Raw genomic sequence first — 25,699 nt, forward strand, 5'->3', positions numbered from 1 at the left:
GTCCTCGAAGAGAGCGCCGGTGTGATCGCGGCGGGAGATGCTGGCATCCTGCCCTAAGGGAAGATTGATGTCGAATTTCAACTTGGCTAAAGCTGAATGCATTCCTCGAATTGAAATGCATTTTTGTAGGAGCTGCCGAAGGCTGCGAAGCGTTTATTCTGATATGCCGCCTTCGCAGCCTTCGGCAGCGCCTACAGATCAACTACAAAGACCTCAATCCACCGGCAACGCCATCCTCACTTCCAGCCCGCCGCTGCGCCGGTTACGCAAAGTCAGCGATCCACCATGCTCAAGCACCGTTGCCCGTGCTGCGGACAAACCCAACCCCACGCCGCCGGTGTTCTTGTTGCGCGAACCTTCGATACGAAAGAACGGCGCGAAGACCTGCTCGTGCAGCTCCGGAGCAATTCCCGGCCCGCGATCCTGCACCAGAATCTCGACCCACCCTGCGCGAGCATTGAGCTGCACACTGGCCTCATGACCGTACTTCACGGCGTTATCGATCAAATTAACCAGCGCTCGCTTGATGCCAATCGGACGCCCCACATACACAAAACGACTGGTCCCCACGAACTGCACGTCGATTCCCGCATCCTTGAAATCATCCACCACCGTGAGCAGCAGCTCCGCCAGATCAAACGCCGTGGCCGGTTCCAGCCGCGCATCATCGCGGAAGAACTCCAGCGCGGAATTGACCATTGTCTGCATCTCATCCACGTCCCGGAACAGCTTGGTTTGCTGCTCTGCATCCTCGATGAACTCCCCGCGCAAGCGCATGCGGGTCAGCGGCGCGCGCAAGTCGTGGGAGATGGCGGCGAGCATCTGGGTGCGATCGTTGAGGAAGTGCTGGATCTGCGCCTGCATCGCGTTGAAGGCCAGGATCGCCTGACGGATTTCATGGGGGCCGATCACCGGAATTGGCGGCGCTCGAAAATCTTTGCCAAAACGCCTGGCCCCTTCGGCAAAACGTTCTAGAGGCGTGGCCAAGTGTCGAGTTGCAATCAGCGCCACCACGATGGTCGACAACAGCACCAGAACGAGCACGACCAGGTTGCGCATAAACGGATCAAGCCCCCATTTGCGCGTGGCCACGGATAATTGCACCCAAGAGCCATCGCCCAACTGGATCACTAAGGCATACGGTCGCCCGACCTGATCCGGGCCCCAGTCCCTGGGCTCATAGGCCTCGATAATTGCATCAGGCATTTCCAGCAACTCACGTAAAAACTGCTGGCCGTCCTCAAAGCCAGGGTCGGTGGTGTTTGGCAAATTTGCATCTTCGCGACGGGGCAACCACTGCACGGCGAACACCTTGTCGCTGGCCGCGGCGGCAATGCTCTCACGCTGACTCAGGGGCACGGCGTTGATAATTCGCGTGATGGTCGCCGCCTTTTCCATCAGGCCGGTTTCCAGAATAGGCGGGCGGGCCCAGACGCCTGCCAACAGCGTAAAGGCGCCATTCAAAGCCAGCGACGTCAGCATCGCCAGCATGGTCGTCAGAGCGATCCAGCGTGCGACCGTGTCATGGGGGCGATTCCATCTGGCGCGCAGGGCCGATAAAAAACTCATCGCTTCACCACAGACGGGCTGAACAGATAACCACCGTTACGGATAGTGCGAATCATCGGCTCACTGTGAATATCAGCCTCCAATTTGCGCCGCAGTCTGCTGACCTGCACATCCACACTGCGATCAAACGCGTCATAGGATTCGCCGCGCGCCAAGTCCAGTAACTGCTGACGGGTGAGAATGCGTCGCGGGTGTTCGGCAAACACCAGCAGCAATTCGAACTCCCCGGTGGAGAGCGGAATCATCACCTTCTCCGGCGAGCGCAACTCGCGGCGGGTGACATCCAGCTGCCAGTTGGCAAACTCCAGGATCGAGCGCGAAGAGTCATTGGACACCGTTGCCGCTTCCCCCACACGCCTGAGCACAGCACGCACCCGCGCCAACAACTCCCGGGCGTCGAATGGCTTGGTCAGGTAATCGTCGGCACCCAACTCCAGGCCGATGACCCTGTCACTCAATTCGCCCATGGCCGTCAGCATGATCACTGCGATCTTGTGTTTGGCCCGCAATTGCTGACAGAGCACCAGACCGCTTTCGCCGGGTAGCATCACGTCGAGGATGATCAAGTCCGGCAAGCGCCGCTCGATCGCCCGCCACAGCGAAGGCCCATCGGTAGCGACTTCGACGCTGTAGCCATGCTGTTCAAGGAATTTCTGCAAAAGGGCGAGGACTTCAACGTCGTCGTCGACCAGTAGTAAATGGCTCACAGTGGGCTCGCTGCCGGAGTGGATTCGCAGTGCCTATCTAAAATCATTCCTGGCGCTACGTCATATATTTCAACTCGGTAATAAAGCGACCGGCAGGCAATAAAACAGAAATCTTCAGGCAAAAAACCGCAGGCAGGATCAACGCCAGTCCTAGCCGAGATCACCTTGCATGCCCACTCTCAAAAGCGCTTCGCCTGTCGCACGTTTCACCTTCGCTGGTTTCGTCGTCGTGCTGGTCAGCGGCTGCGCAAGCGCGCCGTCCACACCGGCTGGCCCTTGCGACAACGTCAGCTACACCCTTCATGACCCCGCAGAACCGGTCAACCGTGGCATCTTCGCCTTCAACCGCACCCTCGACGATTACGCCATTGCTCCGGTCGCCCGTGGCTATCGCCATCTGCCGGACTTCTTCCAGACCGGCGTGCATAACTTCGTAGCCAACTTCGGCGAACCGAAGGTGTTCATCAACGACCTGCTGCAAGGTAACGGCGAGCGTTCAATCGCCACTTTCGGGCGTTTTGTGATCAACACCACCGTGGGGATCGTCGGTTTGATCGACGTCTCCGGCAAGATGGGCATCGAGCGCCACAAGTCCGACTTTGGTCAGACCTTCGGTGTGTGGAACATCGCCAACGGGCCAATCGTTGAACTGCCATTGCTCGGCACCGGCAACCTGCGGGACGCAACCGGCAAAGTGCTGAGCTTCGTGGTTGACCCGCTGGGCAGCAACAGCGACACCGTGCAGACCCTTGGCACTATCAATACCGTCGGCGGCATTGTCGACGGCCGCGCTGAAGCCTTGCCATTCACTGACCAACTGCGCAAACAACCGGATTACTACATAGCCCTGCGTGACACCGTGGCCCAGAAACGCGCCAACTTCGTGGTTGAAGGCAAGTCCGGCAAGGTCGTCCCAAGCGATTCAACCTGTCCTGGAGGTGAGACCGATGACGAATAGAACCGAAGCCCTGGTCCTGCACCGCAGAACCCGAAACCCCAATCCCGCGTCACTGCACAGCCGCGAGATTGAACTGCGCGTTGCCGATGACGGCCGCCATGTATTACTGAGCCGCTACGTCGAATTGTTCAGCCACGATGACGCGGCCTGGTGCACCGTGCGTCATCATCGCGTGCCGCTGGCGAGCATGATTCGCTGGATGATCAGTCATGGGGTTGAGGGGTAGGGCTGCGGACTTCGATGCCCAACGGGTAACTGACACAATCTTCCTGACACTGCACAAAGGGACCTGTGGGAGCGAATTTCATTTCAACTCAGGCAATTGAGGATTTGTTGATCAGTCTGTTATCTGCCATGACATATTGCCGGGTCAGCAACCGAGCGGGATTTGCCAGCCTATGACTTTGTGTCCCCAGTGGTGACACTATTTAAGTGGACCATTTGTGTCAGCGCTGCTGACACAAATAACGCTCCCGTTTTAGCACAGCAAAGGTCTCAGCACTGCCGAGACTTTTACTTCAGCGCATCCATCCAAAACGAAGATCACTTAACCTTCATCGGCGCAAAGATCGCTCGAATCCCTCGGCACTTGGGATAATCCCCACACCCCCAGAAATTACCCCCGGCGTTGGCTCCAGTTCGGGCGACCTTCAGCACCATTACTTTCTTGCAATGCGGGCACGCCGGCGCTTTCGGCTCCGCTGCTGCCTTAGGCTTCACCCTCGGTTTGGCCTTCCTGACCTTAGGCGCAACAGGTTCAGCAGCTGGCGCGCTGGACACGTCAGCCTTATCCGACTGCAACTCAACCACACCCTCACGCTTGCCCCGCAACCAGGCAGAAGCACGAGCAATTAACGTGTTGAGTCGAGAGAGTTTCACAGCATTAAACCTGAAGAGACAGAAGCGGGCAGGGCGCAGACTTTACCAAACCCCGAAGAACGAGCCCACGCATTGTGTTGCTGCGATTGCGCTGACTGCACGCTCACCAGCAGTCAGCATTGAAGCCTGTGGGAGCTGAGCTTGCTCGCGATAAGGCTGGACGCGATTCACGTTAGATCGCATGGACCTTATCGCGGGCAAGCCTCCCACTGGTCCTGTGCAATCCAAAATATTGTCGCGATGTCGTGAGACTGGCTTTAGCCGGGAAAAGGCCCATCCAGTCACCCGAACCATCATTCCATCACCTTCAAATCCCACAAACATTTTCGACAATAGAAGTAGGACCTTTCTGATTCGTTCCAACCCCAACCTCCGCCGCCTGCGGCCTTGTTAGGCTCCGTTTCTTTGCCCCCGCGAGGAGCCGTCGCCATGGCTGATAGACCCAGGACCAACCCCAATAACATGGAGGTTGAAAAGCGCTATGGATTTGGCCAGCGGTCTCCCGAGATTGATCACAATCCACCCATCCTCGACGCACCTCAATATCCCTCGTCTCACAACTACAGCTTCGAAAATCCGCAGCCGCGCACCCTCATTGCTGCCGAAACAGCACCCGCCGCCGAACCCGGTTTTTACATCGTCCCGCAAAGCGTATCGGCCTACGACTTCTACCACGGCCTGTTCGACAACATGCCCGTCAGCGCATTGATCAAGTTCAGTGCCCTTAACCCCAACCTTGAGGACATCGTCAAAGCGGGCACCCTGATCGTCCTCAGCGACCCCAACAGCACCTCATGCACCTACGCTGAATCACAGCTCATGCAGGCCGCCCATCAAGTCAAAGCCGCACTGGCTCCATTGAGCCCTGACGAAGCTGACTTTATGTACCACCATGCGGCGGAAATTGTCAGCTTCACCGGCCAGACTTCCACCTGGCTTGGTGTCAGCGCGGCCGTGATGGAAAAACACTTGGCCCAAATGGCCAGCACCTTGAAAGCCATTGAAGAACTGCACCAAAACAGCTTCCTTAAACACGGCCACCTCAACTCCCCGGAATTCTTCGCCCAACGCAAAGAGCTACTTAACCAACTCGACGCCCACCTCCTGAAATCTACTCGCCTGCGCAGCCTCACCACCATGAGTGATCATCACAGCCTGAAGAAAGCACTCGGCATTTCTAGCCGCAGCCTCGTCCACCACTGGAAAGAAGCTGGCGGACCCAAAAGCATTCACGGCTACTCAACGCACGTCGAATCTGTAAGCAAAGCCGCCAAATATATGAAAGCAGGTGGCTACATCGGCATAGGCATCGGCGGCGTTTCAGGTGTGCTGGCGATTCAGGAAGTGTGCAGAGGCAAAGACGCCGAGGCGTGCAGGAAGATCAATTTTACGGAAGGGGGGAAGTTTGTTGGGTCGACGGCTGGCGGTATAGCTGGTGGTTTAGCGGCATCTCGATTTGCGGGCCCTGTTTGCGCCGCGTTAACCATTTCTGGAGGATTACCCGGCGTGGCCTGTGTTGTTGTGGTCGTTGGTACCGGGTCATGGTTAGGCACGACTGGTGGCAGTATCGGGGGAGAATTACTGGGTGAGACTTTGTACGAGGGGATGTCGCCATGATCAGGGCGGATGCTTGGATCATCTGGTTGAAAGTCGCCTTTCTTAGTGGACCAATTCTGCTAACCGTCGCCATTTTGATACTTAACCTATACGTCGCCAACCGTCACCTGGGCGCTCTAGTGGAAGCCTTGAGCAACTGTCGGTACGTCGCAGCGCGGGCGGGTTTGTGTAATCAGGGTTGGTTCGAACGCATCTTCCTGCTTTCCCTGATTGGAGGCATGGTGCAATGGCCGGGGCCAGGGCTGCGGTCAGGTGAAATGGACCCCGATGACCTCAAAAATCTCCCCGCTCACTTGCGCAGACATTTAAAGGTTCTAAGCGTTTTAACTTGGCTAATCGTGGTTTGGATGGTGCTGATCTACGCACTGACAACGCTGCGCTGACCGTATGAATACCCTTAGCTTTAATGCGTCTACGGATGATTACCCGCGATGGCTGGCATTCTTGAATATCGACCTCTGGCCGCCTTGGGTTGCTTTCGTTTTCGTCTTCATGCTTTTTTTGCTCATGATCTCAAGCTGGTTGCTTGCCCAGTACATCGGTATCCGCCACTTCAGATTTCTGCTTGGACGAGCCTGATCGGATTTGGTTGGTTCGTTATTGCAGGCGTCATCCTCGAGCTCAGATGACCCTGTAGGAGTGAGCTTGCTCGCGATTCGCTCTGTCATTCGATGAAAATATTACCTGTGCTGACGCTATCGCGAGCAATGTGGATCGCCAGCCCTACACCACAAAGCCTACTGCCACGTAGGACTCTTCTCTTTTTCTCCCTCAACGACCAGTCCTGTCCGTCGCCTTGCTAAGGTCCATTCCTGCGTCAAACGAACTGGCGCTGAGAACCTGAACATCTCAGCCCGTCCCAACCACCTCTGAAACCCTTACGCCATAAGGTCCGTGAGCAAAGACATCAAGTCCGGTGGTTTTCGATCGTCCTTCTAGTTAGTTTCAACCTCGCACTAGCACATCCCTGAAATCCCACGAGGCACGTTATGTCCGACGACAACGACAACGACAAAGAGAATGGCAACAACATCAACATTGGCTCTATCGGTAACGCCAATCACATCAATATTGCCCAGAGCCAATCCACCATGCGTAGGCCCATCGAGTTCGAAGTTGTAGCCAGCAGCGTGCAACGGCTGAGCCGTGCCAGCGTCAACAAAGGCGCCTGGTATTTCGCAGGCTCCATACCGGCGTTTGCGCTGTCCGTCATGTCCATCTTTGCCGATGCGGTGGGTATCTTTTCCTACTTCAATCTCGGCTGGAAAATCCTCGCCTGGGCCATCGCCATCGTCGGCATGTTCGGCCTCGTGTTCTACAAATCCAAAGGCAAGATAGCCCTGCAAACCATTCCAGAAGGGCAGGCGCGTTTCATTGATGGTCGCTGGGTCGAGCGTGACGAAGCTGGCGATTACTTGCTCTATCGCAAAACCGCGGCTTGCAACCATCAGGGCTGCAAAGGAACCGTGCGCATCGAAACGCCGCCGCCTCGTGAACAACACAACCACGACTACATTGGCGTGTGTGATGTTGGTGGCAAACAACACACCTACCGCGTGGACTTCAACGGCATCGGCGAGCGCCAGCACTTCAACTGGGACCCCATCGACCCACCGAAGCCGCAATAAAAAGCCCAAACCCAAGCGCAGATTTGTCTCACCACTGGCGAGACAAATCCCGCACGTTCATTGCACTACACGGCAAGCCTGCCTCAGACTCCGCGCACAATTTCAGGAGCTAGCCGCATGACGACTGCCAGACACGACTTCACCACCCAACTTCTCATGGATGCAGGCATCAGCAGTGGGATGCGTGTGCTGGACGTTGGCTGCGGAGCGGGTGATGTGGCTTTCCTGCTTAGCGGGCTGGTCGGGAGTACCGGCGAAGTCGTGGGCATCGATCACGACAACAATGCGCTCGCGACGGCCCGCAGCCGAGCGAGCGCCAGTCAGCAACCTGCCCCCACCTTCATTCAAAGCGGACTGCTCGACCTGCCAGCGTCTATTGGCATGTTTGACGCCATTGTCGGCCGCCGCGTGCTCATGTATCAGGCGGACACCGTGGCGGCCGTCACGGCATTGGCCAAGCATCTTCGTCCGGGCGGGGTCATGGTGTTCCAGGAGCACGACACCACCATGGCCCCGGCCAGCCTCGACACGTTTACCCTGCACCGAAAAGCCCAAGGCTGGATACAACAGATGATCGCTCGCGAAGGCGCCGACCTGCACATCGGCTTCAACCTGCACGCCATCTTCACGAAGGCCGGGCTGACGGTCGAAAGCGTGCGTGCAGAATGCGTCGTACAAACACCCGACAGCGCTTACAGCCTGGGCTACATCGTGCAGGCTTGCCTGCCACGCATCATCGCGCTGGGCGTGGCGACAGCAGACGAAGTCGACATCGAAACCCTGCAACAACGCCTGGACCAAGAGCGCACCCAGTCCGAAAGCATCTACATCGGCGACGTCATGTTCGGCGCATGGGCGCGTAAGCCGGCAGAGTGACAGCCCCCGCCGAGCCCCTGAAGAAGCCAACTTGTTGGCGAAGCGTCAGCCCAACCTGTCGATCTTTACCGACGCGCACGCTCACTTGCCAAGTCGTCCGCGCACAGCCTCAAGGTCTTTACCAACGGTGGACGGCTCTTTATCCAGCGGCAGGTTTTCACGGTCCTTGATCCCGTCAGGACTGTTTGACGGATCGGCCGGCAGCGCGGAAAACAATGGCTCCAGATCGGCCTGCGCGGCACCTTGTTCTGCGACCAGTTCGAACGTCTTGCGATTGGCCGCCGTCGAGGTCAAGGATGCGACCAACACCTCTGCAATCTGGGCGCGCGCGACAACACCATCGGACGGCGACCCGGCCCAGTGGGTATCGCCTTGGCGCATGACAAGTTTGTGCTGATCAGCCGCGTTGTAGTCGAACCAGCCAGGTCGCACGATGGTGTAAGGCAGTCCGCTGGCACGGACCAGCCGTTCGCCGCGACGTTTCCAGTCATGCCCAACACTCGGCTTGGTGACCCCAACGGTAGTCATGAGCGCGATCCGCGCGGGCGCTTTCAGCACGCTCAACACATTGCGCACCGCACCGTAATTCACCTGTTCGGCCCCGCGCGGATCGTTTCCGCTGATGCCGTGAGTGAACACAATGCCCGTAACGCCATCGACGGCCTCGTGCAGCGTCTCGGCACGGGTCAGGTCACCGACCATCACCTTCACGCCCGCCGGAAACAGATCGGCCTGACCTGCATCGCGCACCAAAGCCCGCGTCTCATAGCCACGCCTGAACGCCTCGGCAACAGCCGGGCGACCAATGCTGCCACTGGCACCCACCACCAACACCACGGGCTTATCACCGATCACGGAGGCGTGTTTTTCTGTGCTGCGAACCTCGGTGGTTTTCGAGGCGGCCGGTGACGCCGTCGTGGCTGCCATGGCCATTTCGGCGAGCAGCGAGAGCAGCAGCGTCACCGAGAACTTGATGGGGAACAGACTCATGTCGCGCACTCCAAAACCGCTCAGTGGAGCGGGCAATGACTGGACCCGCTCGCCATCGTGGCAACCTCAGGCGGGTTTTTGGTTGAGTACATCGTACGGAGCCGAGTCGTTTCCATTAAGGGGCTATCGCGGGATGCCTTCCTGAGCTGAGTTCATCAGTGCTCGAGGGGTTCTGTTCAATGATGCCGCAGCACATGAGCGCGGCTAATACCTCACGGACACACGATCACTTGTGGGAGCCGAGCTTGCTCGCGATGAATGCCGCCCACCTCGACACGTAAATACAGATTGGTGGCGCAATGATGGCATGGTACAAAGCTGATCGGACTCGTCGTACCCGTCAGCTAAGGATTAGCCATGAAAAAGATAGGAATCAGCTTTGTCGCCGTATTGGCAGTGCTCTGCGCATTTTCGGTCTCCGCCAAGGACACCAAAATCCCCGATTCAGCCATCGTCCAGCTGTTAATCGACGACTCAATCGCCGCCTATTCCGGCAACTGCCCGTGCCCCTACAACGCCATGCGCAACGGCAGAAGCTGCGGCAAACGTAGCGCCTACAGCAAGCCGGGCGGATACGCGCCACTCTGCTACAAAGAAGACGTCACCAAAGCCATGGTGCAGGAATACCGCCAGCGCATGAAAGGCTAGCAGCCACCCAGTACTGTGGAAGCCGAGCTTGCTCGCGACGATGCCTAACCCAAAATACCGCCGCCAACAGCCTCGGTGTCCATGGCACCGCGCCGCCTCGCAATAAACAAAGAACCTGTAGGAGCGCGCTTGCCCGCGATAGCAACCGCCCAATCACCACTAAACCCAGCAACAAACCCAAGCCAGACCTATCACCCCAGCCCCAACACAAAATCACCCATCAACCAAACCCAACCCCACGCCAAACCGCCCGCCACCATGACAACCGCCCCTTACCCCGCACCGAATCCTCCGGCACCTGCCCATGCGGCAACAACCTCGGCATATCCCGCAACCTGATCCACGGCTCACTACGCCAATTCAACAAACACACCGACAACTCCGGCCATTGCAGCAGACTCAAACTCGGCGAGTTGTCATTGAGCGGCACACCATCACGCACACAAGGCACCACCTCATTAGTAATCCAGCGCCGCAAAGCGCGCTTCTCCGCATGACAGTGATACACCAGCATCTCGTAGATACCCGACTCACTCACCATCAACTCCTCCTCAGCCCCGTAATGAGCGCCGAGCAACATCACACGACGCTGATCCTCATCCAGCTTGCGTGTTGTGTGGTACCCCAAGTTATCGGGAGACTTAGAGCAGGGAGCGCGTCAGATGAATGAAATCAGAAAACGTGGCCAGTTCAGGTTGCTGCAGCAGGCTGTAGGAGTCGTGAAGTGGTCGAGGTAAAACCAGCTGTAGATTTTCCTTGCGCATTTCATCCGTCTGTCGCTTAGAAATACCCGGTTCTAAGGTGAGCAAATGTTTACGAGGAATACGGTCTGCCTCTGAGAGGACCTGACGCCATCGATCCTTGCAGCTGGTTTTCACCGCAAGGATAAGCAGCTTGTCCTGAGACCAAGAGACGTCATGATATTCCGCCTCCCCAGGAAACAAGAAATCAGGGCCATTTCTTTTTTCGGTAGTTGCCTCCCTCTTGTGACGGACACCGTTAATTTCTAGCAGCGCTTCAACATGATTTCCTAATGCGAAGCCAGCGCGAGACTTCCGACGATTGAGAACGTGTAGGGAGTAGCTGATAAAATCCTCAACCTGCACTACATCGTCACGAATAAAACCTTCTCGGAGACGATCCCCTAGCAGGTGTTTTTCGTAAGTCATGAAAAGACGCTCTTCAAGATCCATCCATGTGAGCAATGTTTGATCTGGATCGTTGAGTGGGTCCACATCCTTTGCATGCTCGCGAGCTAGCTCAGAAAGCTTTCGGGTTGGTGGAAGACCTTTAGGGAATTTACGGAGGAGAAGGTCAAGCCAGCGATCGTCACTGACGATCACTTCGACATCAATGAGCTCAAGAATGTAACGAGTGGCCATATCCATGGCTCGCCCTTGATCAAGTCTAAGGTCCTTCTGGACAAGATCCTGTCCGCCAATGCTTAAGCTAAAAAGCCAAAGCAGTTGCTGCTCAATGGAGCTGCCTCGTTGGCACAGCAATGCCAGAAGACTTGTGCTATCGCGAGGCATGCAAATGAACAGAGAGTCTTCAGGCTTCGCGCGATAAATAACCTCTTCCGCCGCTGCCGGGTAGTAAAGACGGTACTCGGGCTCCCTGTGGGGTTGGCCGCGTCGACTGTTGTACCAAGTCCCTGAATGAGAGACGACTAGCGGAGGTTCGTCATCAGATAGCCACACCCACTTGATCGGAACCTTAGTCTTCTGATCTGGAGTCCCGAGGAAGGCCCTGAAAGAATCTACGCCTTGGAATTCATGTCCATTCGATACCTTTGGGTCCACTTCCGTGCCAGTGACTCGTTTGACCCCGGACCCAATAAAGTATTGCGAGATTGAATCTGTTTGCATGTCGCTCATCCCGCTCCCTCGAATTTATGCCCGGCGCAAAGATAGAGTGCGCCGCGCAGATCGACAAGGGGAAGGCGTGAGCATTCACGCTTGGGAGCGATAAGTTACGGATCGAAATGCCAGCTTTGCCTAAGCCAGTGATCCTTAACGGCCAAATGATTGGACTACAGCCTTCCACCACTTTAATTTTGGTTTTTGTGATGACGCGCTGTACTCAGGCGACTGCCCATGCGGCAACAACCTCGGCATATCCCTCAACCTGATCCACGGCTCACTGCGCCAATTCAACAGACACACCGACAACTCCGGCCATTGCAGCAGACTCAAACTCGGCGCGTTGTCATTGAGCGGCACACCATCACGCACACAAGGCACCACCTCATTAGTGATCCAGCGCCGCAACGCGCGCTTCTCCGCATGACAGTGATACACAAGCATCTCGTAGATACCCGACTCACTCACCATCAACTCCTCCTCAGCCCCGTAATGAGCGCCGAGCAACACCACACGACGCTGATCCTCATCCAGCTTGCGGGTCGTGCGCTCATTCAAAGGCCAACTCATCAACCGACCGAAGTCGCGGGCACAGAACCAGACTTGGGATTCCAGCAGGATTGTGCGCAGTGGGCGGTGATGGCGGTGGAAAGTGGTGGGGGTGAGGGCTTCTGGAGCGGGTAGCCTCGGAGGAAGTTTTGACTCTTGGTTAGGCATTAATGATCTCTGCATTTGTAGCCTTCTTAGGCTGAAGGTGTCGGGAGTTAAGAAACCCCAAAGCAGAAAAGGCCGGACGTATTTCCCTTGCGGGTCTTGTATTGGTCCACTCCCGACATAACAGAGATTTTAGGACGCGCAGCCGGAGGCCGCAGGTACAAAAAGCCGCATTTTATCGGGTGCGGTCTGGCCGCCGCTTTTGAGGTTCTGGTGCGTTTCTTAGGCGCGGTGCAAGGGTAAGGGGGCATGGCGGAGGTGGACAAGGAGCAAAGCTGTAGGGCGATTCTGAAAATAAGTTATCTGCTCCGCATGCGTGGACAGCGTCTTGATCGTTCGTATACTGTTTTTTTGTACAGTTTATCTGCGTTGCAGAACATATCTCTATCATTTCATGATATGAAATGATTTATTTAGGGGATAGAATGGTGACCAATTGTCACAGATTTGACCCAGAGGATAGCTAGGCCCATGAACCTTTTTGAAAGTACCGCTCCCGATTCATATTCAATGGGCCAATCCACATTTTCCCCTGATCCGCACCCTGCTGAAGATATGGCGCTCCTTCATAAGCTGTTGGAGATCTATGACCAAGGGCAACTGGCGGCGAAGCTGAACGAAATCGGATCCTCACACTGCCGTGAGACTGTGAACCGCTGGGTCAAAGGTAAAGCGTCACCGCGTCTGACTCATCAGGAATTTCAACACCTAAAATCCCTGTTACCAAAGCGCCCGACCACCAAGCCTTTGTTTACTTTTATTGATTTGTTTGCGGGCATTGGTGGCATCCGTAAAGGGTTTGAAGCCATAGGAGGAGAGTGTGTTTTCACCTCCGAATGGAATCCGTTTGCCGTAAGGACCTATAAGGCCAACCACTACTGTGACCCTATTCGGCACCGCTTCAACCAGGATATTCGCACCGTAACCTTGTCGGACAAGCCAGAGGTAAGCGACGACGAGGCTTATAGGAATATTGATCGCGAAATCCCTAATCACGACGTGTTGCTAGCAGGCTTTCCCTGCCAGCCGTTCTCGCTGGCTGGCGTATCAAAGAAAAACTCCCTTGGTCGCAAGCATGGTTTCGAATGTGAAACGCAAGGCACCCTGTTTTTCGACGTGGCGCGGATTATCGCCGCAAAGCGTCCGGCAGCTTTCCTGCTAGAAAACGTCAAAAACCTGAAAAGTCACGACAAGGGCAATACGTTCCGAATCATCTGCGAAGCGTTGGATGAACTGGGTTATGAGGTTGCGGACGTAAATGCCCCCAAGGGGGCAGATCCGAAAGTGATCGATGCAAAGCACTTCGTGCCTCAACATCGTGAGCGAATTGTTTTGGTCGGATTCCGTCGGGATTTGAATGTCCACGGCGGCTTCACCTTGCGCGACATCGACAAGCTCATACCCAAGCAGCGCCCAAGCTTTGGCGATTTGCTGGACAAGGATGTAGACGATAAATACATCCTTACTCCCAAGCTTTGGGATTACCTCTACAGGTATGCAGAGAAGCATCGCCAAAAGGGCAATGGTTTCGGCTTTGGCTTGACCCGCTCAAATGACGTCGCCCGCACTCTATCGGCGAGATATCACAAGGACGGTTCGGAGATTTTGGTGGACCGTGGGTTTGTGGAGCACTTGGATTTCAATAGTGAGCTGAATCAGCTCAATCGTCCTCGGAGGCTTACGCCTCATGAATGCTCGCGTCTGATGGGGTTCGATAAACCAGGCGAGAGCAAGTTTGTAATCCCTGTGTCGGATACCCAAGCCTACCGGCAGTTCGGTAACTCGGTTGCTGTTCCTGTTTTCGAGGCCGTAGCCAAGCTTATGAAAGACCGAATTTTAGCCGCCAAAGCCAAAACCACTGAAAGCCAGCCTCAGATGGAATTCGCACTGCCTGCTTGAGGTCAATAAAACTTCTGCATTGACCGTGACGCACCAGCGTTACGGTTCGGAGGTTTCCTTGGTCGACGTTGTCGATGTAGCAACCCGTTCCAGAATGATGTCCGGCATACAGGGCAAAAACACATCTCCTGAGATGCTGATCCGTAAAGCCCTGCATGCGCGGGGCTTTCGGTTTCGTATCCACGCAAAGCATCTTCCAGGAAAGCCAGACCTGCTATTTCCTAAATATAAGGCAGTCGTGTTCATCCACGGATGTTTTTGGCATGGTCATGCTTGTCGATACTTCAAAGTCCCTAAGACTCGTACGGGGTTTTGGCTGGATAAAATCGGAAAAAATCAAGCGCGTGATGGTCTTCAGGAGGCAGCTCTGAAAGCGATGGGCTGGAGAGTGCTTGTCGTTTGGGAGTGCGCTGTACGATCAATGAAAAAAGAAAAATCCACTGCGCTGGTTGATCTGATTTCGGATTGGTTGAAAGGCGATGACCGTTTTTTTCAGGTTGACGAGGATATGCTCAAATAGTCTATTTTTAAGCGTCCATACCGCTCTACTTTCTAGGCATGCCTCGCTTATCGATTCGGGAGTCTTCAATGGATACTGGGCTTTCAATTCAGTCGACATCTGAGATGCCGTAGAGTCTAGCCATAGGCCGCTTACTCAGTTTTTAAAAGACAAATATCTCTAGATGCACGGCCGGTGAGGTTGCATGTGCCATCATGTGATGGCTATCCTACACACTATTTTTTTCGTGTAGGAAAAGTCCATAGTGATGGATATACAATCTATTTTGTCCACTCATGGGGCTAGTGTCTCCTACAGGCGTTTACGCTTATTGTCGCTAGAGTCTCCTGCGAGCGCGCGATTCAATTGGCACGCTATGGTGCTTCTTATTCACCGTAAGTTTCGGTGAAAGTATGCTATTGGATAGATCATTTTTGCTATCTCGTATTTTGAGTGGTGACTCTACTCAAAGGCTTCGTGGTCTAGTCATGGAAGTCTATTTTGAACTTGTGATTTCTCCTCTTTTGATGAAGAAAACAAAATCCATTGCCTTCGCTTCAGGGTGGTGTCGAGGGAAGGTTAAGGGGGCTGAGGTTTATTTTAAGCTTTCATCAAATGAGAGTTTTTCAGAGGCGGATGTTGCTTTTTCAGAAAGGCTGAGGTCCGCGGGGAAGCCCGTTTTAGTGCTGGAGGCCCTTGTTGAAGATGATGTCTTTTGTCGATATCAATTGGCAGATTTCTTTTCCGTTTCCCTTAAAGAGAAAAAAATCGGCATTGAAATGTGCAAAAAATCTACCGATTATTTTTCTAAACCACACATTTACAGCAATGATGTCTCCGACATAAATGCGTTCTATGAACGCATGGATTTACACGTTTTGAGGGAGATATTACATCGGCGTAATTTGCTTAACTCGACCGCTGCCTATGGCTGTACTGATATTGATGGTGTGTTTTTAAATAAAGACGGTCGTCTGATAGTGTGTGAGTTTAAAAGGAAATATCCTGCTGGGAGCTATCATGAACTTTTACCCAATGTCCTAACTCTTAAAGACCTTGCTTGCGTTGTAGCCGCGATCCAGTCAGGTACGTACTCCACGTCAGGCAAGCGGGTGTCTGTAGAGTGTTATGGACTAGATATCTCTCACGTGAACAACTACATTTCCATCAAAGCATTGGGTGTGGAATATTTTTATATGATTTTTGATAGTAGGGTGGCCTCGCCTGCTAGCAACCTAGATTATGACTTTATTAGCAAAAGCGTTAAGGAAGTCGTCTTCAGTGCGTTAGAACCGTCAGATTTTTGTGGTTTGTCTAAGACTGGAGGCTATCACCAAGAAACTCTTACTGAATCACGTTCTAAGAGTGGAACGTTTTACTCTGGCGTGAGGTATCAGTTGATGATGGAGAAAAGTCTGTTCTCTCGGGGATTTAAGATTCCCTGAGGTAGCGGGTTTACTTGGTGTTGATTCAGGGTCAGATGTTCGGTATTTATCATGGTTTACTGTTTTCGATCCCTTACCCTTATGGTTTCGATATGGCCAAAAAAATACGTGAGGCGAGAGATCGCGTTAGTTATGAGGGTTAAGTGTTACTGGCACTTTAGGTTTCTTCCTTAGCTGACTTCTTCGCAGGCAAGCCTCGCTCCAACGGATTCTTTGCCAATCGCGTATGGCGCAATAAAAAAGGGCCACCTTTTCAGGCAGCCCTTTCATTTGAAGCTTGTCAGCCCGGGATCAAATCAATCCCAGCTCAAAGCCCCACCAGTCTGATACTCAATAACCCGAGTCTCAAAGAAATTCTTCTCTTTCTTCAAGTCCATGATTTCGCTCATCCATGGGAATGGATTAGTAGTCCCCGGATATTCTTCTTTCAAACCGATCTGGCTTAGGCGACGGTTGGCGATGAACTTGAGGTAGTCCTCCATCATCGCGGCGTTCATGCCCAGTACGCCGCGCGGCATGGTGTCGCGTGCGTATTCGATTTCCAGCTGGGTGCCTTGCAGGATCATCTGGCTGGCTTCTTCCTTCATTTCGGCGTCCCACAGGTGTGGGTTTTCGATTTTGATCTGGTTGATCACGTCGATGCCGAAGTTCAGGTGCATGGATTCGTCGCGCAGGATGTATTGGAACTGCTCGGCAACGCCGGTCATTTTGTTGCGACGGCCCATGGACAGGATCTGGGTGAAGCCGCAGTAGAAGAAGATGCCTTCCAGTACGCAGTAGTAGGCGATCAGGTTGCGCAGCAGTTCTTTGTCGGTTTCGACGGTGCCGGTTTCGAACTTCGGATCGGAGATCGAACGGGTGTATTTCAGGCCCCAGGCGGCTTTTTTCGCGACCGATGGGATCTCGTGGTACATGTTAAAGATCTCGCCTTCATCCATGGCCAGCGATTCGATGCAGTACTGGTAAGCGTGGGTGTGGATCGCTTCTTCGAAGGCCTGGCGCAGGATGTACTGGCGGCACTCCGGGTTGGTGATCAGGCGGTACACGGCCAGTACCAGGTTGTTGGCAACCAGGGAGTCGGCGGTGGAGAAGAAGCCCAGGTTGCGCATGACGATGCGGCGCTCGTCGTCGGTCAGGCCTTGTGGGTCTTTCCACAGGGCGATGTCGGCGGTCATGTTGACTTCTTGCGGCATCCAGTGGTTTGCGCAACCGTCCAGATATTTCTGCCACGCCCAGTCGTACTTGAATGGCACGAGCTGGTTAAGGTCGGCGCGGCAGTTGATCATCATTTTTTCGTCAACGGCAACGCGGGCGCTGGCGCCTTCGAGTTCAGCCAGACCTTCGGCGACGTCCAGTGCGTCCAGTGCTTTTTTGGCACGGATCAGGGCAGGGGAGTCTTTCTCGGTAACGGCGCGAGCTTCGGTGGCTGCGGCGCCACCGGCGCTGTCGAGGCGGTCCATGTTGGCTTCGTTGGCGTGACCGGCGTTGGTTGCTTTGGTGGCTACTTCGCCGTCTTCTTTATCGAATTCGTCCCAGCTCAGCATGGTGGAAGCTCCTGAATTTCAAAGGATGTAGTGCCTGCGTCGAGTGGATGACGCTGGCAACGGAATTTTCGAGTTTTACTCAGGATCGACCTGATGGTGATACAGCGGGTCGATCAATGGATTTGCTGCCGCGGCTTTGGGGCCTTACAGGCGAGCAAAACGGGGACTCAAGGTGGCTTTCAGGCAAGACGGCATTGCGTGGGCAAAGGGTCATTTGAGTACCTTGGAGCGAGCGCGGGATTATACAGATTTCGCCCGACACTTGTTTATCCATGACTGAGTTTGAGGAAGGATTTTCGTTATTTTCTTCTGCATTTGCGGGTTCATTCTCAGAGGAGAAGATACGGCCGTAAATGCGGCGGAAATCCCTTATGTAGTGTTTTTCATATTTCGAAACACAGCATATAGGTCGTGAGGCTGTCCGGCAATGTGTCGTTGCGACGCATTTGCGGTATGCGTTTTTAGCTTGATGGCGGTCAATGTTTCTCTATGCCTTAGATAGCGGGGGTTGTGGCGGGGAGCGGCTTTGCGGTGGAGATTTTTAGGTGACCAACGGTTGGTCGGAGGGGAGGTTGGCTTGTGGGTAATATTTGGTCTTGTTCAGGGTTTGATGGTGGGCAGGTATTTGTGGGAGTTGAGCTTGCTCGCGATGGTAGCGCTGCGGTCTGAAGTTGTACCGCGTTATCGTTTATCGCGGGCAAGCCCGGCTCCCACAGGGTTTGGTGGTGGGGCAGGTAGTTGTAGGAACTGAGCTTGCTCGCGATGTTAGCGCTGCGGTCTGAAGCTCTACCGCGTTGTCGTTTATCGCGGGCAAGCCCGGCTCCCACAGGTTTGGTGGTGGGCTGGTATTTGTAGGAGCTGAGCTTGCTCGCGATGGTAGCGCTGCGGTCTGAAGTTACACCGCGTCATCGTTTATCGCGGGCAAGCCCGGCTCCCACAGGGTTTGGCGGTGGGGCAGGTATTTGTGGGAGCTGAGCTTGCTCGCGATGGTAGCGCTGCGGTCTGAAGTTGTACCGCGTCATCGTTTATCGCGGGCAAGCCCGGCTCCCACAGGGTTTGGCGGTGGGGCTGGTATTTGTAGGAGCTGAGCTTGCTCGCGATGGTAGCGCTGCGGTCTGAAGTTGTACTGCGTCATCGTTTATCGCGGGCAAGCCCGGCTCCCACAGGGTTTGATGTGGGGCAGGCTTGCCGGGGATGGCTGGGGTTAGCCGACTTTAAAGAAGGCGACTTTTTGGGTCAGGCGGTCTGCCAGTTTTGCCAGTTCGTGGCTTGCGGTGGCGACTTGTTTTGATCCGGTTGCGGACTGCACGGTGGAGCCGTGGATGCGGTTGATGTTGACGGCGACTTCTTCGGCCACGGCGTTTTGCTGCACGGAGGCGGCGGCGATCTGCGCGTTCATGCGGTTGATGGCGCCCACTTCCTGGCTGATCTTGGACAGCGCGCCTTGTGCGTTGCGCGTTTGTTCCACGGTGCGGCCGACCAGTTCGCAGTTGTCACGCATGGTTTGCGCGGCGGTTTCAGTGCCGCTTTGCAGGGTGCTGATCATGTCCCGTATGTCTTGCGTGGAGCGCTGGGTCCGGTTGGCCAGCGAGCGCACTTCATCCGCGACGACCGCAAAACCTCTGCCGTGCTCGCCAGCCCGCGCCGCTTCGATGGCCGCATTGAGAGCCAGCAAGTTGGTTTGCGTAGCGATGGAGTTGATCACGTCGATCACGCTCTCAATCTCTTCGCTTTGTTTGGAGACCCGCTCCACGGTCAGGGTGGTTTCCGCCAGCGAGGTGGCCAGGTGTTCGATCGCTTGGGTGGTGTCTGCGACCAACTGGTTACCGCTGATCACTTCGCCGTCTGCCAGGCGCGTTGCATCGGCGGCCTGGGATGCATAACCGGTGACTTCGTTGACGGTCGCCGCCATTTGCGTAATCGCGGTGGCTACTTGCTCAGCCTCACGGGTTTGCAGGTTGATCTGGTCGTTGTTGGTAATCGAAGTGGCGGACAGCAGCGTGGACGACTGGTTGACCTCTTGGGCGGCCATGCGCACTTGGGTAATGGTGTCGGCCAAGCGGCTGAGCGCTGTTTTCAATACGCCCATGACGCTGTCGGGGTAAGGGGTGACGATGCTTTGTTGCAGGTCGCCAGCTGCCAGACGCTGGATGGCTTGAGCCACTTCGGTGGGTTCTGCGCCGAGGGTGGATTTGACGAAGCGGATGATGATCACCGACAGGAAGATGCTCAGCAGCAAGGCCGCACCCGTTGCCAGCAACATCAAGCCGCGAAACTGGCTGGCGGTGGCTTGCACATCATTGAGCTGCGATTTGATCGAAGCTTCTTCGTAGTCAATCAAAGCGTTGATGCGTTTCAGCCACTCGCTGTAGTCGGCGGATATCTGATTGAGCAGCAAAGCCTGAGCGCCTGCGATGTCGCCAGTCCGGCGCAGGTCGATCAGTTTTTTGGTGGAGGCAAGGGTCTGCTGTTCGATGTCTTTGATGGCGCGCAGCATGGATTGCTCTTGCGTGCTGACGGGGTGGCTTGCGAACAGTTGGTCCAGCGGCGTGGCTGAATCGACGTAGTCTTTTTGCAGGCGGGTGACTTCAGCCAGGTGGGATTCAAGATCACGATCATTGCTGACCAGTACGGCATCGCGAATGGCGATAGCGCGGTTGTGTACGCTGCCGCGGAAGTTGATTGCATAGCGCTGCACTTTAGCGGCGTTGTCGCTGACGTCTTCCAGGGTGGAGTCGATAAATCCAACTCGTTGGATACCCACGGCGGTGATCAATACAAGCAGCGACACGATGGCGGCAAAGCCAAGGCCGATGCGCGATGCGAGGGAAATCGGTTTTTTCATGAGGTGAGCTCGTGGGTAAGCAAACTGCTGAAGCGCGTTGGTATCAATGCGCCATCTATTGCGAATAGCCGGAAGATATCCTCACGTGGCATTGACGCCCAATTGAGGGTGGCTACGGGATGGATAGTGTCATGCTATGGGATTTTTCGACCTATCTATTTGGATGTGGTCGGGTGTTTTTGCTGGGGTATTGGGCTGAATATCTCGTTTGCCGAGCATTAAATCTGTAGGCGCTCACCGAGGTTACGAGGCCAGCGATCACGGTGTGTCAGGCATGCCGTCATCGCTGGCCTCGTAACCTCGGTGAGCTCCTACAGGATTGGGCTTAATTTGGAGGGAGCTGCGGTGTCAGGTTGGGTTGTTGCGATAGGTTTTGAGTAGGTCTTCGCGAGTTGGAAGAGGGCGGGCGATACGTGCAGGAAGCGGTTTGGAGGGGGTGAAGCCGGGAGGGTTTGAGGCTCCCGGTTTGTATTTCGGTAGTTACAGCAGGGTGACATTATCGCGGGCAAGCCTCGCTCCCACAAGGGAAGCGAGGTCTGCCTTGCTGCCAATGCTTATTGGCAAGCCTCGCAATCCGGCTCGTCAATGGCACAGGCTTTTGGCACTGGTGCTGGGCCGGCTGGTGCTGCTTCGGTTGGACGCGGGGCGGTGATCGCCGAGTCGTCCGGGCCGTGGCCGCCGCTCGATACTGCGTTGAGCTTGCCGGTGTTGACGGTGGATTTCTCGGTGCTGGTCGCGGCCAGGGCACGGAGGTAGTAAGTGGTTTTCAGACCACGGTACCAGGCCATGCGGTAGGTCACGTCCAGTTTCTTGCCCGATGCGCCAGCGATGTACAGGTTCAGGGACTGAGCCTGGTCGATCCACTTCTGGCGACGGCTTGCTGCGTCAACAATCCACTTGGTGTCAACTTCGAACGCGGTGGCGTACAGGTCTTTGAGTTCCTGCGGGATGCGCTCGATCTGTTGTACCGAACCGTCGTAGTACTTCAGGTCGTTGATCATGACCGAGTCCCACAGGTCGCGGGCTTTGAGGTCGCGAACCAGGTACGGGTTGATCACGGTGAATTCGCCCGAGAGGTTCGATTTCACGTAGAGGTTCTGGTAAGTCGGTTCGATCGACTGCGATACGCCAGTGATGTTGGCGATGGTCGCGGTCGGTGCGATGGCCATGATGTTGGAGTTACGAATACCTTTCTGCACACGGGCACGTACTGGCGCCCAGTCCAGGGTTTCGTTCAGGTCAACGTCGATGTACTTCTGGCCACGCTGTTCGATCAGGATCTGTTGCGAATCCAGTGGCAGCACGCCTTTGGACCACAGGGAACCCTGGAACGTCTCGTAGGCACCGCGCTCGTCGGCCAGGTCGCAAGACGCCTGGATCGCGTAGTAGCTGACAGCTTCCATCGAACGGTCGGCGAACTCGACAGCCGCATCGGAACCGTAAGGGATGTGCTGCAGATACAGCGCGTCCTGGAAGCCCATGATGCCCAAGCCAACTGGACGGTGACGGAAGTTGGAGTTCTTCGCTTGTGGCACGGAGTAGTAGTTGATGTCGATAACGTTATCGAGCATGCGAACGGCTACGTCGATGGTGCGCTTGAGCTTGTCGGTGTCCAGCTTGCCGTTGACGATGTGGTTCGGCAGGTTGATCGAGCCCAGGTTGCAGACCGCGATCTCGTCCTTGTTGGTGTTCAGGGTGATCTCGGTGCACAGGTTCGAGCTGTGCACCACGCCCACGTGCTGCTGCGGGCTACGCAGGTTGCACGGGTCTTTGAACGTCAGCCATGGGTGGCCGGTTTCGAACAGCATCGAGAGCATCTTGCGCCACAGGTCTTTGGCCTGGATGGTCTTGAACAGCTTGATCTTGCCTGGGTATTCGCTCAGGGCTTCGTAGTATTCGTAACGCTCTTCGAAGGCTTTACCGGTCAGGTCGTGCAGGTCCGGTACTTCGGAAGGCGAGAACAGGGTCCATTTGCCGTCATCGAAGACACGCTTCATGAACAGGTCAGGGATCCAGTTGGCGGTGTTCATGTCGTGGGTACGACGACGATCATCACCGGTGTTCTTGCGCAGCTCGATGAACTCTTCGATGTCCATGTGCCAGGTTTCCAGGTACGCACAGACAGCGCCTTTGCGCTTGCCACCCTGGTTAACGGCTACAGCGGTGTCGTTCACGACTTTCAGGAACGGTACAACACCCTGGGATTTGCCGTTGGTGCCTTTGATGTACGAACCCAAAGCACGAACCGGGGTCCAGTCGTTGCCCAGACCGCCTGCGAATTTGGACAGCATGGCGTTGTCGTGGATGGCGTGGTAAATGCCCGACAGGTCATCCGGAACGGTGGTCAGGTAGCAGCTGGACAGTTGCGGACGCAGGGTTCCGGCGTTGAACAGCGTCGGCGTCGAAGCCATGTAGTCGAAGGACGACAACAGGTTGTAGAACTCGATGGCGCGGTCTTCTTTGGCTTTCTCTTCGATCGCCAGGCCCATGGCCACACGCATGAAGAAGATCTGCGGCAGTTCGAAACGGATACCGTCCTTGTGGATGAAGTAACGGTCGTACAGGGTTTGCAGGCCCAGGTAGGTGAACTGCTGATCACGCTCGTGGTTGATCGCCTTGCCGAGTTTTTCCAGGTCAAAGGTGGCCAGGATCGGGTTCAGCAATTCGAACTGTATGCCTTTGGCGATGTACGAAGGCAGGGCCTTGGCGTACAGGTCGGCCATTTCGTGGTGAGTAGCGCTTTCGGCCACTTCCAGGAAATTCAGGCCTTCGGCACGCAGGGTGTCCATCAGCAGTCGGGCGGTCACGAACGAGTAGTTCGGCTCGCGCTCAACCAGAGTACGGGCGGTCATCACCAGCGCGGTGTTGACGTCTTTCATCGCCACGCCGTCGTACAGGTTTTTCAGGGTTTCGTTCTGGATCAGGTTGGCGTCGACTTCAGCCAGACCTTCACATGCTTCGGTCACGATGGTGTTCAGACGACCCATGTCCAGCGGCGCAACGCTGCCGTCGGCGCGGGTGATACGGATCGAAGGGTGGGCGTCGACCGGTGCGTCGGTGCCACGAACGGCACGCTCCTTGGAGCGCTCGTTACGGTAGATGACGTAGTCGCGAGCCACTTTCTGCTCGCCGGCACGCATCAGGGCCAGTTCAACCTGGTCCTGGATTTCTTCGATGTGGATGGTGCCGCCCGAAGGCATGCGACGTTTGAAGGTGGCGGTGACTTGTTCGGTCAGACGGGCCACGGTGTCGTGGATGCGCGAAGACGCAGCGGCGGTGCCGCCCTCAACTGCAAGAAACGCTTTGGTGATAGCGACGGTGATTTTGTCGTCGGTATAGGCGACGACAGTGCCGTTACGCTTGATCACGCGCAGCTGGCCGGGAGCGGTCGCGGACAGATCCTGTTGGGACTGGCTTGTCTGCGGCGCCGGGTTCGGCGAGTTCTCGCGAGTTGTGTCTGTTTGCATGGGTGTCTCCACGTTCTCTATGTTTGTTTGGGTGCTGGTTAAGCACCCACCGATCCGGTTTGTAGGCATTCAGTCGACAAGCGTCGGCTGTAACGACCTCAAAACGGAATGGGGATGGCGGGTTTCACCGTCCCTGGCTTTGAAGTCAAAAAGGCAGCGAATCGTTGCTCGCTGCCCTGAGGAATCTGTTGGATGGTGCCTGTTAAATATTGCAACAAATACATGGATTCGCTGCGGCCGAAGGGGGAGAGCATGCTCGGGTGTATGGGGCGCAGCTTTGGCTCCTGAATGAGCCTTTGGTTCACCCGCAATACCTGAGAAAAATGCTTGAAATCCCTATTCGACTTGTGTTGGGTTTTTACCGTAAAACCCTACATGTAGGGTTGTAGGTGAAGCCGGGCTACAAGATAAAGCGTTTCGGACACCAATTGCAACGCACTACCTGTGGATAAAGCTGTGTGTAATTGGTGTATGAAAGCGCTACATCGCGTGTAGGCCGCATAACTACTGGACCGAGGCCTCTTTGAGGCTTATTAAGGTTTTTTTACGGCGCTCAGCGGATTTTTGCGGGCGCGAACCCTATCACAAAAAATGCCCCTGGCAAGGGCGGTTTGGCATGTGGTGTGCTTGGTGGTGATGGTGGGTAGAATTGTGCGGGTTGCGGTTTGGCGCGCTGTCATTCCCTCAGTGCAGATGTTGCTTCTGTAGGAGCGCACGAGCACCGCGAGGCCGCGATAGCGGTGTATCAGACAAACCGCCATCGCTGCCTCGCGGTGCTCGTGAGCTCCTATAGAAATTGAGAATCCCCTTTTTCCCATCAGGAAGCCCGATGCCCCACCCATTATTCAGCGGCGCACTTGAGTGCTTCGGGCAGGGCCTGCTGGCGGACGACGATCTGCGTCCGGTGCGGGCGCTGCCGGAGCTCTTGCAGGCTGAGGTGCTGGATGAGCTGTTGCTGAACATCTATGGCCCTGAATTGCTGGCCAGCCATCGGCCGGTGTTGGTGTCGCAATGGTCCAAGTATTACTTCATGCAAGTCATTCCGACGGTTGTGGCGGCAGGTCTGGTGCATGGCTGGCGCTGGCCGTTGCAACTGGATCAAATCGCTTTAGCGCTGGATGAACGCGGGGTGCCGGGCGGGTTGCGGTTTCTCGGCGTTGGCACGAGTCAGCCTGTGAGTTTTGCCGCGTTGATGGATGACAATCTGCATCCTTTTATTGAAGTGCTCAGTCGGATGGGCAATGTGTCGGCAGTGGTTCTGTGGGGCAACGCCGGGGATTACCTTGAGCGCTGCCTTGTGCGATTGAGCACGCTGACCGATATCTCTCTGGACGCAGGTTATGCATTGTTGCGCAGCAAGACGTTGAGCGATGGGCGAGGTAATCCTCTGTTCAACTCCATCCGCTATATAGGCGAGCCACCGCGTCGGCAGCGGCGCAGCTGTTGTTTGAGCCATCAGGTGGAGTGGGTGGGGCGGTGTGAGCATTGTCCGATAGGAGCAGATTAGTCCGGTTGCTGTAGGAGCTGCCGAAGGCTGCGAAACGGTGTGTCA

The 25,699-nt window shown here is 55.4% G+C and carries 21 protein-coding genes and 1 pseudogene; 11 read left to right on the forward strand and 11 right to left on the reverse strand.

What is annotated here, in order from left to right:
* Positions 1–213: 213 nt before the first annotated feature.
* Entirely contained in the window at positions 214–1,569 is a 1,356-nt protein-coding gene (locus ABRP31_RS05585) for an ATP-binding protein (protein WP_349973292.1), read from the reverse strand.
* Positions 1,566–2,276 (reverse strand): response regulator, encoded by a 711-nt coding sequence (locus tag ABRP31_RS05590; protein ID WP_087270557.1) that lies wholly within the window; start codon positions 2,274–2,276, stop codon positions 1,566–1,568. Before ABRP31_RS05590 ends, ABRP31_RS05585 begins: the two co-directional genes overlap by 4 nt.
* A gap of 169 nt (positions 2,277–2,445) precedes the next feature.
* Here ABRP31_RS05590 and ABRP31_RS05595 point away from each other — a divergent pair, with 169 nt between their 5' ends.
* Positions 2,446–3,234 carry a VacJ family lipoprotein gene (locus ABRP31_RS05595; protein WP_349973290.1) on the forward strand — a complete coding sequence of 263 codons (789 nt, stop codon included), beginning with the start codon at positions 2,446–2,448 and terminating at the stop codon, positions 3,232–3,234.
* Positions 3,224–3,460 (forward strand): hypothetical protein, encoded by a 237-nt coding sequence (locus ABRP31_RS05600; RefSeq protein WP_122665943.1) that lies wholly within the window; start codon positions 3,224–3,226, stop codon positions 3,458–3,460. Before ABRP31_RS05595 ends, ABRP31_RS05600 begins: the two co-directional genes overlap by 11 nt.
* A gap of 317 nt (positions 3,461–3,777) precedes the next feature.
* Here the strand turns inward: ABRP31_RS05600 and ABRP31_RS05605 are convergent, their stop codons facing one another.
* Positions 3,778–4,113 (reverse strand): topoisomerase, encoded by a 336-nt coding sequence (locus ABRP31_RS05605; protein ID WP_372489335.1) that lies wholly within the window; start codon positions 4,111–4,113, stop codon positions 3,778–3,780.
* Positions 4,114–4,542: 429 nt separating this feature from the next.
* On the opposite strand from ABRP31_RS05605, the gene ABRP31_RS05610 reads away from it, so the two are divergent.
* The 4 genes from ABRP31_RS05610 (at position 4,543) to ABRP31_RS05625 (ending at position 8,234) form a co-directional block, all read left to right on the forward strand.
* Positions 4,543–5,730, forward strand: coding sequence for a hypothetical protein (locus ABRP31_RS05610; RefSeq protein ID WP_349973289.1), 1,188 nt, complete (start codon positions 4,543–4,545; stop codon positions 5,728–5,730).
* Positions 5,727–6,113 (forward strand): hypothetical protein, encoded by a 387-nt coding sequence (locus ABRP31_RS05615; protein ID WP_349973286.1) that lies wholly within the window; start codon positions 5,727–5,729, stop codon positions 6,111–6,113. The genes ABRP31_RS05610 and ABRP31_RS05615 overlap by 4 nt, the downstream gene beginning before the upstream one ends.
* A 606-nt stretch (positions 6,114–6,719) precedes the next feature.
* On the forward strand, positions 6,720–7,358 hold the full coding sequence (locus ABRP31_RS05620; protein WP_349973281.1) for a hypothetical protein: 639 nt from the start codon (positions 6,720–6,722) through the stop codon (positions 7,356–7,358).
* A gap of 117 nt (positions 7,359–7,475) precedes the next feature.
* Positions 7,476–8,234 (forward strand): methyltransferase domain-containing protein, encoded by a 759-nt coding sequence (locus ABRP31_RS05625; RefSeq protein WP_349973280.1) that lies wholly within the window; start codon positions 7,476–7,478, stop codon positions 8,232–8,234.
* An 81-nt stretch (positions 8,235–8,315) separates the two neighbouring features.
* On the opposite strand, the gene ABRP31_RS05630 is transcribed toward ABRP31_RS05625, so the two are convergent.
* Positions 8,316–9,224, reverse strand: a complete 909-nt coding sequence (locus ABRP31_RS05630) for an SDR family oxidoreductase (protein ID WP_349973278.1) — start codon at positions 9,222–9,224, stop codon at positions 8,316–8,318.
* A gap of 357 nt (positions 9,225–9,581) precedes the next feature.
* On the opposite strand from ABRP31_RS05630, the gene ABRP31_RS05635 reads away from it, so the two are divergent.
* Positions 9,582–9,872: a hypothetical protein gene (locus ABRP31_RS05635; protein WP_349973277.1), complete on the forward strand. Its 291-nt coding sequence runs from the start codon at positions 9,582–9,584 to the stop codon at positions 9,870–9,872.
* 220 nt (positions 9,873–10,092) lie between these two features.
* On the opposite strand, the gene ABRP31_RS05640 is transcribed toward ABRP31_RS05635, so the two are convergent.
* The 3 genes from ABRP31_RS05640 to ABRP31_RS05650 form a co-directional block, all read right to left on the reverse strand.
* Positions 10,093–10,455 carry a hypothetical protein gene (locus ABRP31_RS05640; protein ID WP_372489336.1) on the reverse strand — a complete coding sequence of 121 codons (363 nt, stop codon included), beginning with the start codon at positions 10,453–10,455 and terminating at the stop codon, positions 10,093–10,095.
* Positions 10,456–10,513: 58 nt separating this feature from the next.
* Positions 10,514–11,749, reverse strand: a complete 1,236-nt coding sequence (locus ABRP31_RS05645) for a type II restriction endonuclease (protein WP_349973276.1) — start codon at positions 11,747–11,749, stop codon at positions 10,514–10,516.
* A 135-nt stretch (positions 11,750–11,884) separates the two neighbouring features.
* Positions 11,885–12,451, reverse strand: a complete 567-nt coding sequence (locus ABRP31_RS05650; RefSeq protein WP_349973275.1) for a Bro-N domain-containing protein — start codon at positions 12,449–12,451, stop codon at positions 11,885–11,887.
* 468 nt (positions 12,452–12,919) lie between these two features.
* Here ABRP31_RS05650 and dcm point away from each other — a divergent pair, with 468 nt between their 5' ends.
* The 3 genes from dcm (at position 12,920) to ABRP31_RS05665 (ending at position 16,291) form a co-directional block, all read left to right on the forward strand.
* The gene (gene dcm / locus ABRP31_RS05655; RefSeq protein ID WP_349973272.1) at positions 12,920–14,347 is read left to right on the forward strand and encodes a DNA (cytosine-5-)-methyltransferase; all 1,428 of its coding nucleotides are present in this window, start codon (positions 12,920–12,922) and stop codon (positions 14,345–14,347) included.
* 58 nt (positions 14,348–14,405) lie between these two features.
* Positions 14,406–14,867 (forward strand): very short patch repair endonuclease, encoded by a 462-nt coding sequence (locus tag ABRP31_RS05660; protein WP_349973271.1) that lies wholly within the window; start codon positions 14,406–14,408, stop codon positions 14,865–14,867.
* 467 nt (positions 14,868–15,334) lie between these two features.
* Positions 15,335–16,291 carry a hypothetical protein gene (locus ABRP31_RS05665; RefSeq protein WP_349973270.1) on the forward strand — a complete coding sequence of 319 codons (957 nt, stop codon included), beginning with the start codon at positions 15,335–15,337 and terminating at the stop codon, positions 16,289–16,291.
* Positions 16,292–16,587: 296 nt separating this feature from the next.
* Here ABRP31_RS05665 and ABRP31_RS05670 read toward each other — a convergent pair whose 3' ends face one another.
* The 4 genes and pseudogenes from ABRP31_RS05670 to ABRP31_RS05685 all read right to left on the reverse strand — a co-directional run bounded on the left by ABRP31_RS05670 (position 16,588) and on the right by ABRP31_RS05685 (position 24,147).
* On the reverse strand, positions 16,588–17,835 hold the full coding sequence (locus ABRP31_RS05670; RefSeq protein ID WP_087272475.1) for a ribonucleotide-diphosphate reductase subunit beta: 1,248 nt from the start codon (positions 17,833–17,835) through the stop codon (positions 16,588–16,590).
* Positions 17,836–19,039: 1,204 nt separating this feature from the next.
* Positions 19,040–20,098 carry a methyl-accepting chemotaxis protein gene (locus ABRP31_RS05675; protein ID WP_372489421.1) on the reverse strand — a complete coding sequence of 353 codons (1,059 nt, stop codon included), beginning with the start codon at positions 20,096–20,098 and terminating at the stop codon, positions 19,040–19,042.
* Between the two features lie 66 nt (positions 20,099–20,164).
* A pseudogene (locus ABRP31_RS05680) lies at positions 20,165–20,680 on the reverse strand (MCP four helix bundle domain-containing protein); the annotation flags it as partial.
* Positions 20,681–21,234: 554 nt separating this feature from the next.
* Entirely contained in the window at positions 21,235–24,147 is a 2,913-nt protein-coding gene (locus ABRP31_RS05685; protein ID WP_087272468.1) for a ribonucleoside-diphosphate reductase subunit alpha, read from the reverse strand.
* Between the two features lie 829 nt (positions 24,148–24,976).
* Here ABRP31_RS05685 and fhuF point away from each other — a divergent pair.
* Positions 24,977–25,654, forward strand: coding sequence for a siderophore-iron reductase FhuF (fhuF, locus tag ABRP31_RS05690; protein WP_349973266.1), 678 nt, complete (start codon positions 24,977–24,979; stop codon positions 25,652–25,654).
* Positions 25,655–25,699: the final 45 nt, after the last annotated feature.

Origin of the sequence: Pseudomonas caspiana, assembly GCF_040224095.2 — a bacterium.
Lineage (GTDB): Bacteria > Pseudomonadota > Gammaproteobacteria > Pseudomonadales > Pseudomonadaceae > Aquipseudomonas > Aquipseudomonas caspiana.